At 67.8% G+C, this 15,229-nt stretch carries 10 protein-coding genes; 4 read left to right on the forward strand and 6 right to left on the reverse strand.

The annotated features are described in order from the left end of the window. The first annotated feature begins 8 nt into the window (after positions 1–8). Positions 9–839: a class I SAM-dependent methyltransferase gene (locus ACQPYM_RS03115; protein WP_433014442.1), complete on the forward strand. Its 831-nt coding sequence runs from the start codon at positions 9–11 to the stop codon at positions 837–839. Here ACQPYM_RS03115 and ACQPYM_RS03120 read toward each other — a convergent pair whose 3' ends face one another. Then, positions 840–2,210, reverse strand: a complete 1,371-nt coding sequence (locus ACQPYM_RS03120; RefSeq protein ID WP_433014445.1) for a hypothetical protein — start codon at positions 2,208–2,210, stop codon at positions 840–842. Between the two features lie 129 nt (positions 2,211–2,339). Between ACQPYM_RS03120 and ACQPYM_RS03125 the strand changes: the two genes are divergently transcribed. Beyond that, on the forward strand, positions 2,340–3,794 hold the full coding sequence (locus ACQPYM_RS03125; RefSeq protein WP_433014448.1) for a DUF7059 domain-containing protein: 1,455 nt from the start codon (positions 2,340–2,342) through the stop codon (positions 3,792–3,794). Here the strand turns inward: ACQPYM_RS03125 and ACQPYM_RS03130 are convergent, their stop codons facing one another. From ACQPYM_RS03130 to ACQPYM_RS03150, 5 genes are all read right to left on the reverse strand, one after another. Beyond that, complete coding sequence (locus tag ACQPYM_RS03130) at positions 3,795–5,363, reverse strand: diguanylate cyclase (protein WP_433014451.1); 1,569 nt, start codon at positions 5,361–5,363, stop codon at positions 3,795–3,797. A 34-nt stretch (positions 5,364–5,397) separates the two neighbouring features. Beyond that, positions 5,398–6,951, reverse strand: coding sequence for a diguanylate cyclase domain-containing protein (locus tag ACQPYM_RS03135; protein ID WP_433014454.1), 1,554 nt, complete (start codon positions 6,949–6,951; stop codon positions 5,398–5,400). A 72-nt stretch (positions 6,952–7,023) separates the two neighbouring features. Further along, positions 7,024–7,629 carry a dihydrofolate reductase family protein gene (locus ACQPYM_RS03140; RefSeq protein WP_433014457.1) on the reverse strand — a complete coding sequence of 202 codons (606 nt, stop codon included), beginning with the start codon at positions 7,627–7,629 and terminating at the stop codon, positions 7,024–7,026. A 137-nt stretch (positions 7,630–7,766) separates the two neighbouring features. Next, entirely contained in the window at positions 7,767–9,071 is a 1,305-nt protein-coding gene (locus ACQPYM_RS03145) for a cytochrome P450 (protein ID WP_433023169.1), read from the reverse strand. Between the two features lie 303 nt (positions 9,072–9,374). Next, positions 9,375–13,133, reverse strand: a complete 3,759-nt coding sequence (locus ACQPYM_RS03150) for an NPCBM/NEW2 domain-containing protein (RefSeq protein WP_433014460.1) — start codon at positions 13,131–13,133, stop codon at positions 9,375–9,377. 163 nt (positions 13,134–13,296) lie between these two features. Here ACQPYM_RS03150 and ACQPYM_RS03155 point away from each other — a divergent pair, with 163 nt between their 5' ends. Both ACQPYM_RS03155 and ACQPYM_RS03160 read left to right on the forward strand, forming a co-directional pair. Continuing rightward, positions 13,297–14,580, forward strand: coding sequence for a hypothetical protein (locus ACQPYM_RS03155; RefSeq protein WP_433014463.1), 1,284 nt, complete (start codon positions 13,297–13,299; stop codon positions 14,578–14,580). 74 nt (positions 14,581–14,654) lie between these two features. Continuing rightward, complete coding sequence (locus ACQPYM_RS03160; protein ID WP_433014466.1) at positions 14,655–15,200, forward strand: alpha/beta hydrolase family protein; 546 nt, start codon at positions 14,655–14,657, stop codon at positions 15,198–15,200. Positions 15,201–15,229: the final 29 nt, after the last annotated feature.

Consider the following 15,229-nt stretch of genomic DNA (forward strand, 5'->3'; position numbering starts at 1 on the left):
GCGCAGCCATGGCGGCCGGTAGTGAGAAGACGACGAGTACTGATCCGACGACCGCGGCGATCCGGGCCAACTACAGCCGGGTTGCGACGACGTACGCCGGTCAATGGGCGGAAACGCTCGCCCACCACGGCCGCGCCCTGGCCGAACGCCTCCTCCCGGATGGCCGGGCGCTCCGGTGGGTGGGCGAGGTCGGCTGTGGTCCAGGGCTCGTCCTGGCTGACCTCGAGCGGCTGGCGCCGGATGCGCGGGTGGTCGGCATCGACCTGACCGAGGAGATGCTCCACCAAGCGCCCACGCGGTTCGATCGCGTGGCCGCTGACGCCCAGGCGTTGCCCTTCCGCTCGGGCACGCTCGACGCCGTACTGATGCCCTTCGTCCTCTTCCACGTCCCTGACCTCCCGCTCGCTCTTTCCGAGGTACGCCGGACGCTGGCCGCCGGCGGTTCGTTCGGCGCCGTCACCTGGTTCGAGCATGACCCGCACCAGGCGTACCAGGTCTGGGTCGAGGTGATCGACGAGTACGGTGCTCCACCCGACCCAGCTCCCCAGATGCCCTCCCATGCCGTCACCTCCGATCCCGGCAAGCTCGAGATCGCCTTGCAGACAGCGGGTTTCGGCAGCATCGAGATCACCGTCGAGCGCTTCCACCACCATCCGACCGCTGCCCGGTTCCTGGCCCACTCGCAGGTGATCGGCGCGATGGCCCGACGAATCGAGCAGCTGCCATCGGACCGGCGTACGGCGTGCTTGGCGGCTGCCGAGCGGGAGCTGAGCCGACTCGAGCCCGACGCCTTCATCGAGTCCGGCACCGTCCTGTACGTCACCGCCACAGCCACCTGATCACTGGAAGCCTGCGGTCGCGGTCAAGGCTGGGAAAGAGGCTGTGCCCTTCATCGGCACGGCGCTCGAGATGCGGCTGTTGAACTTCAGTGCGGTCTTCGCACTCAGTTGCAGGACCTTCGTCGTGGCAGGCACCGGGATCGCGATCACCTCCGTGTCCGGATCCCCGGCGATCGTCGGGATCGCGACGCCGTCCGCGGTCGCCGTCAGGAAGGGTGAGACCCAGGCGGCGGCGTAGGTGAAGTTGGAGTAGTCCAAGGTCGAGCGGACCTGGACCCGAGCCCACGCCTTTCCCTGGGGCGCCCAGCCGCGTGCCGGGTCCCAGGGCGTCAGTGCCGCCTTCCCGAGCGAGAGCGAGAACGAGCTTTTGAAATCCCTGCCGACGTTGCGGACCGTCGTCGGCAGCGACTTGTTCAGATCGGCGGAGACGCCCGTCCGGTAGTACGCCGCGGCGACGTCGGTCGCCGTCCGCTGCCCGGTGGTCAACGACAGCGACTGCACGACCGCCCCGCTGGTAGCCGTCAACAGCACTTCGGAGCTGTCCTTCGGAACCGAGACGAGCAGAGTCTGCTCGGCGGTCATCGTGCCCTGATCGCCAGGGAGGATGTCGACCGGGCGCTGCTGTCCGCCGACCGTGACCGTCCACTTGGTCGCGGGTGTTCGCTTGGCCGCCTCCCGCTCGTACGCCGCCTCGCCGGTCAACGGGTCGATCGTCGGACTCGTGCCGAAGACAGCGACCACGAACTTCTCTCCGGAAGCCGGTGTGACCTGCTGGGCCCCGCTGCCGAACGTCCCGGGAGTTGCGATTCCCTTGAGCGTGACCGTGCCGTCAGGAACCACCAACTTGCCATCGGCCGCCTTGAGCTCAAGGGTTTCGCTCTTGCTGGTGACCGATGTCAGTCCCGTCGGGGCAGCTGGTGGCTGCGGTGCGGCCAGGGCATCCGCGTTGTCGTCGGCAGCCTTGTCGTCCGGTCGCCACAGATCGCTGCTGTCCGGGCGGAGCTGGGACTTCTTCCATTGCTCACCATCGGGCAGTCGAAGGCCGGGCTTGTCGCCACCGGTGGTCTCGATCCGGACGATGTCCCACACTTGTCGCTCCGCGCTGCCGAGCCGACGCAGTGGGCCGCAGGCCATCGTGCCGAGCGATTGGTTGCCGTCGGCACCTGTCACGAAATAGCAGCGCGCTGCCGGGCTGAGATTCTTGACCGGCTCGCCGTCCACCTGCCCGTGCCAGTCTCTCTCGGCAGTGGTCAGGAAGGCCGAGGCGGTCTCCTTTTCGACCGTCCCGGCGCCCGTCCGCAGACCCGTCGCCCCACAGCCGGCCACAACCACCAGACTTGCGGCCACGGCGATCCCCACTCGAGTCTTCATCGCGTTTCCCCTTCATTTGCTGACTTCCTGACACTTGAATCTTGCCAGCGTTGGCCTCTCCGGAACGGACGAGTTGTGAACCTGTGGATAACCTCGGGCGACTGGGCGACGGCCTGAGAGAATAGGGACATGGACGAGCGAGAGCTGGATGCGGACCTGGTCGACCGGTTGCGGGCTGCCTTCGACGCGGCGGTGTACACGGTCGAAGGTGTGGCGGAGCGGTTGGGTGCTCAGGGCAACCAGGCGCTGGGGCGCAACGAGACGACGCTTGCCTTCCGGCGGACCGCTGCGGGTGATCCACTGGACACGCTGATCAGATTGTTCCTGCTGCAACGGGCCGTGCCACGAGAACTTGCGGAGAAGGCGCTTCCCGGTGCGCTGGATCAAATGATTGCCTTAGGCATCATTAAGGAAGCCGGACATCAGCTTGCGGCGGCGCTCGACGTGAGGCCGTACGCCGAGGACGATCGGCACTGGTGGGTGGTCGCCGATCTGACACCCGGACTGGACGGCAGGCGGGAGCCGATGCGACCGGACTACGTGCTGGGGATCGCGCCGGCCAGCCTGAGCCTGGTCAAGCTGACCGTGCCGATCGAGGCCGAGAAGGCGCTCGATCTCGGCACCGGTTGTGGCATCCAGGCGCTCCACCTCGCCGACCGGATCGGCCATATCGTTGCCACCGACGTCAATCCCCGCGCGCTCCAGCTGACCCGGTGGACCGCCGCGCTCAACCGCGTCGAGCTCGACGTCCGGGACGGCAGCCTCTACGAACCGGTCGAGGGGGAGCGTTTCGACCTGATCGTGAGCAACCCGCCCTACGTGATCGCCCCGCCCGCGGCGGATGAGCGGCTGACCTATCGCGAGACCGGGTTCGCCGGCGACGCCGTTGTCGAGCAGTTGGTCCGGCAGGCTCCTCAGCACCTGACGGACGGCGGCTGGTGCCAGCTGCTGGCCAACTGGGCGTCTGTCCGCGGTCAGGACTGGCAGGAGCGCATTGCGGGCTGGACCGGCGACAGGTCCGCGTGGGTCGTGCAACGCGAGCAGCTCGACCCAGCGGAGTACGTCGAGCTGTGGCTGCGCGACGCGGGCCTGCACGGGCGTCCGGAGTACACGAGCCGGTACGACGCCTGGCTGCGGTGGCTCGACGAGCAGCAGGTCGAGGCGATCGGGATGGGCTGGATCAACCTGCACAACACGGTGGGCAGCCTGGATGCGGAGGAGTGGCCGTACGAGATCGAGCAGCCGATCGGCCCGCACGTGCTCGACAGGTTCGAGCGGACGGAGGCGTTGCCGGCGGATCTCACTGGGCTCTACCTGACCATGGCCGACGACGTAGTACAGGAGACGGCCGGACCGCCGGGCGCGGAGGATCCGGCGACGATCGTGCTGCGGCGGCAGCGCGGCATGCGCCGGGCCGAGCAGGTCGACACTGTGCTCGCCGGCTTCGTCGGTGCGTGCGACGGCGACCTCAGCGTCGGCCAGATCCTGGATGCGCTCGCCAGCCTGCTGGATCGCGACGACCTGCACGGCGACTACCTGCCGAAGATCGCCAACCTGATCAGGGAGGGCTTCCTGACTAGCTGATCAACTGGAGGAGGCCCGGCGGCGCCGCTTCTCCTCGTACATGCGCTGGTCGGCGGCGGTCAGCAGGTCGGCGACCGGCACGCCTTCCGTGCTGCTCGCGTGCCCGATGCTCAACCGCAGCATGGCGAACCACGGATCGACCGCTCCCCGAGCGAACCGCTCCGCCGCCGCCATGATCCGCTCGACCAGTTCACCGGCTCCGCGCTCGTCCGGGTTGTCCAGCACGACGACGAACTCGTCACCACCGGCTCGCGCGACCACGTCTTCGGCCCGGCACTGCTCGGTCAGCAGCTGGGCGACGCTACGCAGTACGTCGTCGCCGCAGGCATGGCCGTGACTGTCGTTGACGATCTTGAGGTTGTCCACGTCGATCGCCAGTACCGCGACCGAACGGCCCGAGTCGAAGGCCGCGCTCATCCTCTCGTCCAGAGCCCGCCGGTTGCCGACACCCGTCAGCGGATCCTCACGGGCGGCCCGCCACTCGGCGTCATGCCGGATGGAGAGGTCATGAGTCGCGAGCGCACTCCGTACGGCGTACAGGCCGCGCAACCGCTCGGCCCACCAACCCCTGGTGATCGCTCGCGCGTACTGCAACCCAGAGGCCGCACCCGCATCCCCCGAATCAGCGGCAATCCGTACTGCGGTGTGCCGGACCAGCGCCTCGACGGGCGGATCCGACGTCGGCGGCAGATCGGTCCCCGCCCGCTCGGCGGCCTCCAGCGCCTCATCGGGCCGACCCAGGGACGCATAGGCCTTCGCCAGGTAGGCGCCGGCGATCGCGGCGAGTTCGAGCGAGCCCAGCTTGGCCAGCTGGTCGCGGCAGTCCTTCAGGATGACCACCGCCTCGCCCGGATCGGCGTCGAAGTCGCTTGCCGCCAGCCACATTCGGCCGGTGAGCGGCCAGTAGCCGATCAGGTTCGCGCGGACGATCACCTCATTTGCCTGGGCGGCCCAGCGTTTGGCCTCCTGGCGCCGGCGCAGGATCTCCTCGTCGTACGCCGGATCGCCGAGCCGCTCCATCTCGTGCGCCCAGCGCAGGTTCGACTCGGCCAGGTTGAGCCGGTTGATGGCCGGCGACTCGGGCAGCCCGAGCGGATCCACATCAGCCGCGGCGGCGAACTCGAAGTGCGGGATGCACAACTCGAACAGGCGCAGCAGGTCATACGCATAACCCAGACCGGTGTGCGCCCAGCTCGCGAGACCGAGATCTCTGGTCCTGGACAACGCGTTCTCCGCGGCAACCAGGTCGGCGACCGAGTCACCACCTTCGCCGGTCCGGATCAGCGTGACGATCCGAACAGCCAGCGCGTTGGCCTCCCAGCCGGGCTCGTCGATCGCCCGGGACACCCGGATGCAGGCGTCGACGGCGTCCAGTGCCGCTTCGGCGTCGCCGGAGTGATGCGCGGCGACCGCCCGGACGTACTCCGCGGCGGCGCGTTCGCTGGACTGCTCCGCTCCCAGCTCGGTGAGCAGCAGGCGGATCTCGGTCGCCGCGGCCGACGAGTGCCCTGACTGGGCCCGCGTCATCGCCGCCGCGATCCGCGCGGTCACCCCCGAAGTCTCGCGCACCCGGCCTCCCCGTGTTGTCCTGCTCGACCCAACTTCACCTTGGGCGGCGCTTGTCCTCGTACAGCCGGCTGTCCGCCATCGGGACCAGTAACTCCACCGGCACGCCCTCCGCGGTGGCGGCGTACCCGATGCTCAACCCCAGCTTCTTCAGCCACGGCTTCGCCGTCGTGGCCGCCACCAGGGCGACCGCGGCTCGGACCCGCTCGGCCAGCTGTGCGCCACCCTTGGCATCCGGCTGGTCCAGCACCACGAAGAACTCGTCTCCTCCCGATCGAATCACGGCATCGGTGGCTCTCGCCTGTTCTACCAGCAGCTTTGCAACAACCTGCAGCAACTCGTCGCCGCAGGCGTGCCCGAACGTGTCGTTCACGACCTTCAGATCGTTCACGTCGATCGCCAGCAGCGTCACCGCCCGCTGGGAATCCCGGGCCGCGGACAGCCGCTCGTCCAGCGCCCGGCGGTTGCCGAGCCCGGTCAACGCGTCCTGCCGCGCGGCGTGCCACTCGGCATCATGGCGGGCCGAGAGGTCATGAGCGATCAGGGCATGCCGTACTGCGTTCAGCCCGCGCTGGCGTTCCTTCCACCAGGCGCGCGCCACCGAACGGGCATAGCCGAGCGCAGCCGTCGCGCCCGGCTCGCCGGTCTGCGCGGCCAGCTCGGATCGTGTCTGCAGGACCAGAACCTGAGTCGACGGATCGGCCAGCGGGAGCAGATCCTCGATGGCACGATCAGCCGCCGCGCGCGCCTGGTCCCACAGCTCCTGCGCGGCGAAAGCCCTTGCCAGGTAGGCGCCCGCGATCGCCAGCCGCTCGGTCTCACCGAGCTTGCTGATCTCGTCCCGGAGGTTGGTCAGGTCGTCAGCAGCGACAGCAGGATCAGTCGAGGTCGCGGCCGCCGCCAGCCAGAGTCGCGCGCTCAACCGCCAGTACTCCTGGCTCTCGTCGTCGACGATCACCAGCTCGGCCTCGCGCGCCCAGTGCGCCGCAGCGGCCAGCCGCTCATCGATCTCCGCCTGGTACGACGGGTCGCCGAGACGCTCGAGTTCGTGGGCCCAGCGCAGATAGGTCTCAGCCAGGTTGAGCCGGTCGATCGCGGGGGACTCGGCCAGCGGGAGCACGTCGACGTCGATGCCGGCGGCAAGCTCATAGTGCGGGATACAAAGTTCGAACAGCCGCAGTACGTCGTACGCGTAGCCGATGCCGGTGTGCGCCCAGCCGGTCAGGCCCGGATCGCGGGTCCGGCTGAGGGCGTACTCCGCCGCGACCAGGTCGGCGACGGTGTCACCACCGCGCCCGCTCCTGGCCAGCGTGATGATCCGGATCGGCAACGCATTGGCTTCCCAACCCGGCTCCTCGATCGCGCGGGCGACGGCGAGGCACGCCTCCACCGCGGCCAGGGCCTCGTCGGCGTCGCTGGCGTGGTGCGCAGTCACCCCACGGACGTACTCCGCCGCGGCCAGCTCGTAACTCGGGACACCACCGAGTTCGTGGCGGATGGCATCGACCTGAGCAGCCGCGACCACATGACCGCCCGACTGGGCCAACGTCATCGCCGCCGCGAGCCGTGCGGACAACTGCCCCGCTCCCATCGCCCGCCCTCCCCGTTTGGTCACCAACTGCTCAGGTAAGACCGCCCATTGTGGCCGCGACGGAGCCCACTGTCACTGCCCAGAGCGGTTTCGGCGCTGCGGACCGGCGTCTTCGGGGATCTCGCCGTGCAGGTGGGGGATGTAGACAAGCTTCTGGGTCCGGCCGTCGAGCACGGTGGACTCGACGAGTTCCAGGTCGAGTTCGGCGCCACCGTGGAGGAGCGCCTTCGCGCCGGCGCGGCCGGTGACGGCGGGGAACACCATGATCTCGAGCCGGTCGACGAGGCCGGCGGCGAGCAGGGCGCGGTTCAGCGAGATGCTGCCATGTGAACGCATCGGGACGGCCGTCGTGCGCTTCAGGCGCTCGATCGCCGTCACCGCATCCTCGTTGAGGACAGTCGAGTTGTTCCACCCCAGCGGCTGTTCGAGCGTGCTGGAGAACACGATCTTCGGCAGTTCGTTGAGGCTGTTGTAGTAGGGCTCGTCGTACTCGACCACGAACTCGCGGAACTCCCGGAAGGTCGTCGCGCCGAAAACGAGCACTTGGTCCTGCGCGAACGTTCGCATCCGGTCCTCGATGAGCTCGGGACCTTCCTTCCCCCAATAGCCGGGCCAGCCCTCGGCCATGCCGTAGCCATCAACGCTGCAGAAGAAGTCGACGGTGAAGGTGGTGCTCATGGTGTTCTCCTTTGCCCTCGCGTGCCGCCTCTCCGTTGGGCGGCCTGTACTCCTGCTACGAACGCGACGGACCCGATCCGACAACTGTCCCGCGGCTGTGGGTCGTCGGTGGGGCGGGGCGGAGGATGCGTGGGGGGTTAGCCGGCGACCTGTTGTTCTTTGGCTGCGTCTAGTTGTACTGGGAGGGATTCGACGCCGTAGACGATGGAGAAGTCTCGGAAGCGGAGTTTTTCTTCGGGGATGGCTAGGGAGAGGTCTGGGAAGCGGTTGGCTAGGGCGGTGAAGGCTGCTCTTAGTTCCATGCGGGCCAGTTCGGCGCCTACACAGCGGTGCATGCCGTGGCCGAAGGCCAGGTGGGCTGCGGGGGAGGCTCGGCGGGGCCAGAAGTCTTCTGCGTCGTTGCCGAAGACGGCTTTGTCGCGGTCGGCGCCGGACAGGGAGACGGCGACCAGGTCGCCCTTCTTGACCTGTTGGCCGAACAGTTCCTGGTCGTGCTTGGCGAAGCGGGGGAAGGCGACCTGGACGACGGTCAGGTAGCGCAGCAGTTCCTCGACGATGGCGTCCACCGACTCGGGCTCGTTGCGGATCCGGGCGAAGTTCTCCGGGTCGCGCAGGAGGACCAGGGTGCCGAGGGCGAGCATGCTCGCGGAGGTCTCGTAGCCGCCGAGGAAGACACCGTCGGCGAGGCCGCCGAGCTCGATGTCGTCGATGCTGTCGCCGTGCTCGCGGATGATCGAGCCGATCAGGCCGTCGCCGGGGTGCTTGCGCTGCTTGCCGACGATCTCGAACAGGAACTCCCGCGACTCGCTGGCCGAGCCGAAGACGCCGATGCCGCCGCCGGACAGGTCGAACCGGGCCGGGCCGAGGGCGCGGAACCGGTCGCGGTCGGACTCCTCGACGCCGAGCAGGTCGGAGATCAGCAGGAACGGCACGTTGAAGGCGAAGTCCGCGACGATGTCGACGACCGGGCCCTTGAGCTCCATCAGGTCGAGCTGGTCGTTGACGATCTTCTCGATCATCGGTTCCAGCCGCGCCAGCCGGCGCTTGGTGAACTCGGGCGTGAGCAGTTTGCGCAGCCGGGTGTGGTCCGGCGGATCGGTGAAGCCGAGCCCGCCGATGCCCTCGGACGGCTTGTTCGGGTCCGAGCCGATCATCGGCCGGATGTCGTTGCTGAAGTTCGTGGAGTCCGCGAGCACCGCCTTGGCCTCGGCATGGCCGGTGACCATCCAGACGTTCAGGCCGAACAGGTTGGCCAGCTTGTGCACCGGCTCGATCTCCCGGATCGCGCCGAGCTCCGGTACCGGATCCAGACCCTCGCGCCGCAGCGGCATCGAGACCTGACGCGGGAAGACCCGCATCTTGGACAGGTTGAGACCACCCTTGCGGGTGGTCCTGCTCAAGACCCGGTTGCCGACCCATCTCTTCAGGTATGTCGCAACCATGACTCCCACGCGCCCTCTCTGAACTGCAGCCCCCAATGGCTCCGTCTACAGTGAAAAGTAGTCGTCGCGGGGACCAGATCTGATGGTCTTGGCACCACTTCGATGGTGGTTCCTGCACCACCATGGGAGGGGGCCACGGCGCTGCGTTCGAGGTGCCAGCACAGACCTTGTCATGGACGAGGGCCCGCACACCACCGGAACCCACCTGTACCGTCCCCTGGGACGGCGATCAGGTGGGTTCCGGGGTAGCTCAGGGAAAGTCCAGCCGAAAGTCGCTTGCGCCGGGCCGGTTCGGCGCTTCGGTCAGGCGCTCTTGCAGGTCAGTCGCGCCTCCGCCCAGTCGGCGTGGTCACTGGTGACGCCGTCGCCGGCGTCGGTGACCTGCAAGGTCAGCAGTTGCCCACCGGTCGTGTCGACGCTGACGGGCACCGTGGGCGAGGTTCCGGTGAGCAGATCCGATGTGTACTTCACCACACCGTCGACCAGCACCTTGAAGCTCACCTTGCCGCGGTCCGTCACCTCGTCGTCGACCCCGACCTTGGCGGTGAAGCCGGTGCAGTTGCCGCCCAGCCGGACGGTGACCGACGACGCCGCGTGCGTGCCCAGGCCTTTCGCGTACTGCGTGCCGTCGAGCGTCAGGGCAGCCCCGTCGCCGGCCGCGTCCTCGCCGTTGCTCTTGTCCCGTTCGACCGGTCCCCAGCCGTTGCTCGAGTCGACCCACTCCAGGTCGCTCACCCACGGCGTACCGGTCGGAGCCGGGGGCAACGGTTTGTTCGCCAGCGTCGCCGCGAAGAAGCCGAGACCGCCACCGGGCAACTTGATCGCCTTCACCGTCTTGCCCGGTGTCAGCGGTACTGCGGTGTAGAAGACCCGGTAGTCCGTGGTGGTGTTGGCCAGACCGGCTTGCGTGTACCGGCCCTTGACGGAGACAGCGAGTTTCGCGCCGCCCGTAGTCGGGTCCTGACAACACCAGTTGGGCAACTGGAACGGCGCCTGCGACTCGGTGCCGTCGGTGTAGATGATCGTCACGCTGCCCTTCGCGTTCAGGCTCGCGCCCGCCCCCAGGAGGGCCAGGTGCGTCCCGGTGCCGGAGACGAGGATCGGGGCCGGCTGGTTCTTGACCAGGTTCGGCGTACCGGGCGCTCCGGTCGGCCAGGTGAAGTCGGCGCCTTGCACGGTGACCTTGGCGCCGGGGGTGTAGCCGGCGGCGGCCAGAGCCTCGCCGTTGAAGCTGTTGCCGGATCCGTCGAAGTTGCCCTTGGCAAAGCTCGACGCGTCGCTGATACCGACCACGGTCGCTGCCTGCGACAACGATGCGTAGGGCAACTGTGCGGTCGCCACCGTGCTGTTCTGATACCTGGTCTGGTGCACCAGGTACGACGCGTCCAGCCGCAAGGTGAAGCTGGCGGGTTTGACCGAGGCAGCCGGTGTCACCGCGAGCTTGGTGGTGACTGTCTGGCCTGGCTCGACCTTGGCGAAGGTGCTCGTGCCGGTCGCGGTCCACCCGGCCGGCAGATCAAGCGCGAGCCGTACGTCGCGCATCGTCGTCGTACCGGGGTTGGTGAAGGTTGCCGTCAGCTCGGTTGCCTGGCCTGGTGCGTTCCAGAGCGCGGGCGAGTTGAGTTCCGGCGTACCGAAGGACTCGAGGACGGCCTTGCCGCCGCCGACCGAGGTGGTGCCGCCCAGCCGGACAGTGGCGTCACGGGAGGTGGAGATGGATGCCGTCTTCACGAGGACGACGCCATTCTCGTAGTACCAGCCGGTGGCGGCAGCGAGGTAAGCATCCTTGCTGGCTTGCTTGGCGAGCGCCACGTTGTCCATCGAGACGTCGCGCGGTGCGGTGCCGGTGTGAACGGTCAGCTCGTACGGACGCGCGGCCGGCTTACCGGCGTACGAACCCTTGCTGGCACCGATCTTGACCGTGACGTCACCACGGGCGGCGACGGGTGCGGTCACCTCTAGCAGTTGGGTGGCCGACTTGGCCTGCTTGTAGTCGCGCGTGACGCGGTCGTCCTCGTAGAGCCGGAACGACGACTTGCCCTCGGGGTAGATGTCGACGGTGAGCCGATCGCCGAAACCCTGCTGGGCGGCCGAGTTGATACCAGGCTTCCACATCGGCACGACAGCACCGGCCTTGACGAACAACGGCAGCGTGTCGAGCTTCGCGTGGTAGCCGTTGACGGTGGTCGGCCCCTGGTAGACCTTGCCGGTCCAGTAGTCGACCCAGTTGCCCTTCGGCAGGTAGATGCCGTTCTTCACCTCGTCGGCACCCCACATCGGAGCCACCAGGAACTCCTTACCAGCAAGGAATTCGTACTTCGTGGTGTCGTCCCAGGTCTTCGGGTCGTTCGGGTACTCCAGCACCAGCGAGCGGTTCAGCGGTGCGCCGGTCGCGTGCGCCTCGGCGGCGTACGAGTAGAAGTAGGGCAGCAAGCGCTCGCGCAGCTTGAGGTACTTGCGGTTGATCGAGGTGTACGGCTCGCCGTACGTCCACGGCTGCTTGTACGCCGGTGTCGCCCAGCCGGACATGGTCATGAAGGCCGGGTTGAACACCTTCCACTGCAGGTCGCGCGTGTAGCTGGTCGGTGAGCCGCCGAAGATGCCGTCGACATCCCCTGCGCTGTAGGCGATTCCGGAGTTGCCGGAGCCGGTGATGGCCGGGATCTGCCACTTGATCGCGTCCAGCGAACCACTGTGGTCACCGGTCCACTGCACCGCACACCGCTGCGCACCGGCCCAGCCCTCGACCATCCAGGCGTAACCGCGGGCGTTGCTGTGCTGCTCGATGCCGCTGTGGGCGGTGTCGCAGGCACTCAGTGCGTGCCGGTAGCCGGGGCCGACCCAGGCGACGTCCAGCTTGCGTACTCGCACGCCGGCCTCGCCGACCTCGGCCGGCTGACGGTCCAGCGAGGACTGCGTCCACAGACCCATCTCGATGTTCCGCTTGCGCAGTTCGTCACCGGTCTGCTTGAGCGCCGGGATCTCCCGCTTGCCCCACCAGGTGCCCTCGACCAGCTCCGACTCGGTGTTGTCGGAGTAGCCACAGCCGTAGTCGTCGTTGACCAGCATCCAGCCGCCGGGCATGTCGTTGTCCACGAACTTCTGGGCGACCTTGACCGCGTCCAGCGTGGTCACCTTCTCCGGGTTGACCTTCCAGTCGTTGCTGGGGTCCGGGTCGGTGGCGTAGTGGCCGCGGTTGTAGCAGTCGGAGTCGCCGTACTCGAGCCCGTAGATCGGCGGCATGAACGGCCGGCCGGTGAGCTCGGTGTAGCGGTCCAGCGAGGTCTTGAGGTCGCCGACGAAGTAGTAGGCGTCGAACCGCTTCTCGTCGTGCTTGGTGACGACGGGCTCGGTGAAGCTGTAGCTACCCGGCGCGAACGTGTTCCGCAGTACGCCGTACCCGGCCGTGCTCATGTAGTACGGCGACGCGTTCGGGTTGCCGCCGTCTTCCCAGTTGAAATCGCGGGCGACCTTGATGGTCTTGTCCCGGTGGGAGAAGCGGCCGTTCTGCATGCCGCCGCCGAAGTACTGCTCATTGGCGCCGCGGCTCAGTGACTGGCTGGCCGAGGTGTCGGTCCAGGACAGGGGCGCTGTCTCCGACCAGACCTGCTGGCCGTTCGCCCGGTAGAGCGAGAAGCGCAGCGGCGACTTGTTCGCCCGTACTTCGATCTTGCCCGTGGTGAGCGAGTAGTAGCTGCCCTTGTCGGTCCAACTGGTCGCAGGCTTCGCGTAGTCGGTCTTGACGACGATGTTCGACGCTGGGGCGGTCGGGTCGCTCGGTGGCGTGTTGGCCGGGTCGGCGAACGTGCCGTCCGGCGCCAGCCAGATCCGGAACACGTCGTCCTTCAGGAAGACGACCCGGACCTTCGCGGTACCCGCACTCAGCGTGTACTGCGCGCCGTCGGCGGCGAAGTCGGTCACCGCGCCCAGGGAGGTGCCCGGTGTGGCTGCGGTCGGCTCGGCGTTGGCGGGGGTGACGGCGTTGGCCAGGGCACCCGCGAGTAAGGCCAGGGATGTCCCGGCAATGATGATTGAACGTTTAACGCGGACAAAGATGCTCACGAGTGCCTCACTTCACGCATCTATGAACAGGATTGCGCCATTGATAACCCACCGGACCGACTCTTGTCACTAGTTCGGCCCGGCTGGACCGTCATGAAGTTGAGATGGGGTCTCCATCGAGCGTTGGGCCCAAGCGGCGGGCTCGGCGGCGACGATGTTTCGCATGCCGAACTGTCAAAGCCTCAGCCGCCGCAGTCTGTTGGTCGTCGGCTCGGTCGCGATCGCGCTCCTGTCGATTCCGGCGCAGGCCGGGGCCTACCCGCCCGTCGAGCGCGACAGCGGGTCGGTGACCGTCGCGAACACGAAGTACCAGCCGGTGAAGATCTCGGTGCCTGCGCCGACCGGACCGAACAAAATTGGCACGACCGAGTTGCGCCTGGTCGATCACGCTCGCGATCGGGAGTTGATGGTCAGCGTCTGGTATCCCGCGCGCTCCGACGCCGATGGCCCGGTCGCGAAGTACATGCCGGAGAAGACCTCGGCCGCGGTGAACCCCGCCCTCTCGAAGCTGCTCGGCACGCGGGACCCGGTCTTCGGCTTCGCGCAGAGCGACACCCATGCCCGCGTCGGCACACCGGCGAAGCTCGGCAGGCATCCCGTCATTCTGTTCTCGCCGGGCTATCAGCAGAGCCGGTTCTACAACACGGCTCAGGTCGAGGAGCTGGCCAGTCGCGGCTACGTCGTCGTGACGATGGACCACACCCACGAGGGGCCGGTCGAGTTCCCGGGCGGCAGGTTCGTGCCGGGCTCCGACATCCAGGAGCCGACCGCTGAACAACTCGAGTCGCTGATCGGCGCCCGTGTCGCCGACACCCGGTTCGTGCTCGACCAACTCACGCTGCTGTCGCGCGGCCGCAATCCGGACGCCGACGGACGCAAGCTTCCGCGCGGACTACGGCAGGCGCTCGACATCCGCTCGGTGGGGATGTTCGGGTTCTCGGCCGGCGGCCACACGGCGGCCAACGCGATGTACGCCGACGGCCGGATCAGGTCCGGCGTCAACCTGGACGGCACGCTCGCGTACGACTCGGAGAAGACCGCGCTGGGGAAGGCCGCGGTGCACGGGCTGGACCGTCCGTTCCTGCTGTTCGGCTCGGACACCACCCAGCGCACCCGGCCGGACGCGGAGTACTACGACAAGTCGTGGGCGTCGTGGTGGAAAGCGCAGCGGGGCTGGAAGCTCAACCTGCAGCTGCCCGGCTCGTACCACCTCGGCTTCTCCGACCACCAGTTCTTCTGGTACGACGTGGTCTTCGGCCTGGTCCACGACGCGGACATCGCCGACCAGGTCCAGGCGAACACGACCGGCATCGTCGTCCGCTCCCGCGCGATGCTGGCCCAGCGGACCTATCTGACCGCGTTCTTCGACCAGACCCTCCGCGACCACCCGCAGCCGCTGCTCGAGAACCAGTCACCGGACTTCCCGGAGATCACCTTCGTGCGCTGAGTAGTACTTGAGGATGACCGGAGATCACGCCTTAGGACGATTCGCCGGGGCGGTTGCTCCGATTTGCTGAGGGGATGATCTGGCGCCGCATCGTCGCAGCCGTCCTCGCCACCGCCATCCTCACGACCGCCGTCACCGCTGTTGCAGTCCCGGCCTCGACCGTCAGCACGCCGTACCGGGTGGTGTCGCTGAAGCCGACCGGGCCGTACTCGGTCGGGACAGCAACGGTCCACCTGACGGACGCCCGGCGCGAACTGATGGTGAGCGTCTGGTACCCGACCAGGTCCCCCCAGCGCCAGTACGCCGGCCGCACCCGCGCCAAGCCCTGGGGACGGCACCCGGTACTGCTCTACTCACCCGGGTCGGGTGGGTCGCGAGAGGACCTGGCTAGCCAGGGCTACGTCGTGGTGGCCATCGCGAAATTGGCCACTGACACGCGGACGGTGGATGTGAGATTCGTCCTCGACGCACTCTCCCGGCTGCCGTGCCGGCTACGGCAGGCGATGGACCTGAACCGGATCGGGATGTTCGGCGTCGCGACGGGCCCGGAACGGTCGATCCGGACGTCTCGACGGCCTCCACCCGACATGCGCTCGCCTCGATTTTCCGCCACTTTCTGAAACCCTGATGAGGCTGACGGCGCCCGGAG

Origin of the sequence: Kribbella sp. CA-294648 (assembly GCF_050943845.1) — a bacterium.
Classification (GTDB): Bacteria; Actinomycetota; Actinomycetes; order Propionibacteriales; family Kribbellaceae; genus Kribbella.

Coding starts and splice junctions, on each gene's coding strand:
- ACQPYM_RS03115 (WP_433014442.1), top strand. CDS start 9: ATGGCGGCCGGTAGTGAGAAGACGACGAGTACTGATCCGACGACCGCG.
- ACQPYM_RS03120 (WP_433014445.1), bottom strand. CDS start 2,210: ATGAAGACTCGAGTGGGGATCGCCGTGGCCGCAAGTCTGGTGGTTGTG.
- ACQPYM_RS03125 (WP_433014448.1), top strand. CDS start 2,340: ATGGACGAGCGAGAGCTGGATGCGGACCTGGTCGACCGGTTGCGGGCT.
- ACQPYM_RS03135 (WP_433014454.1), bottom strand. CDS start 6,951: ATGGGAGCGGGGCAGTTGTCCGCACGGCTCGCGGCGGCGATGACGTTG.
- ACQPYM_RS03140 (WP_433014457.1), bottom strand. CDS start 7,629: ATGAGCACCACCTTCACCGTCGACTTCTTCTGCAGCGTTGATGGCTAC.
- ACQPYM_RS03145 (WP_433023169.1), bottom strand. CDS start 9,071: ATGGTTGCGACATACCTGAAGAGATGGGTCGGCAACCGGGTCTTGAGC.
- ACQPYM_RS03155 (WP_433014463.1), top strand. CDS start 13,297: ATGCCGAACTGTCAAAGCCTCAGCCGCCGCAGTCTGTTGGTCGTCGGC.
- ACQPYM_RS03160 (WP_433014466.1), top strand. CDS start 14,655: ATGATCTGGCGCCGCATCGTCGCAGCCGTCCTCGCCACCGCCATCCTC.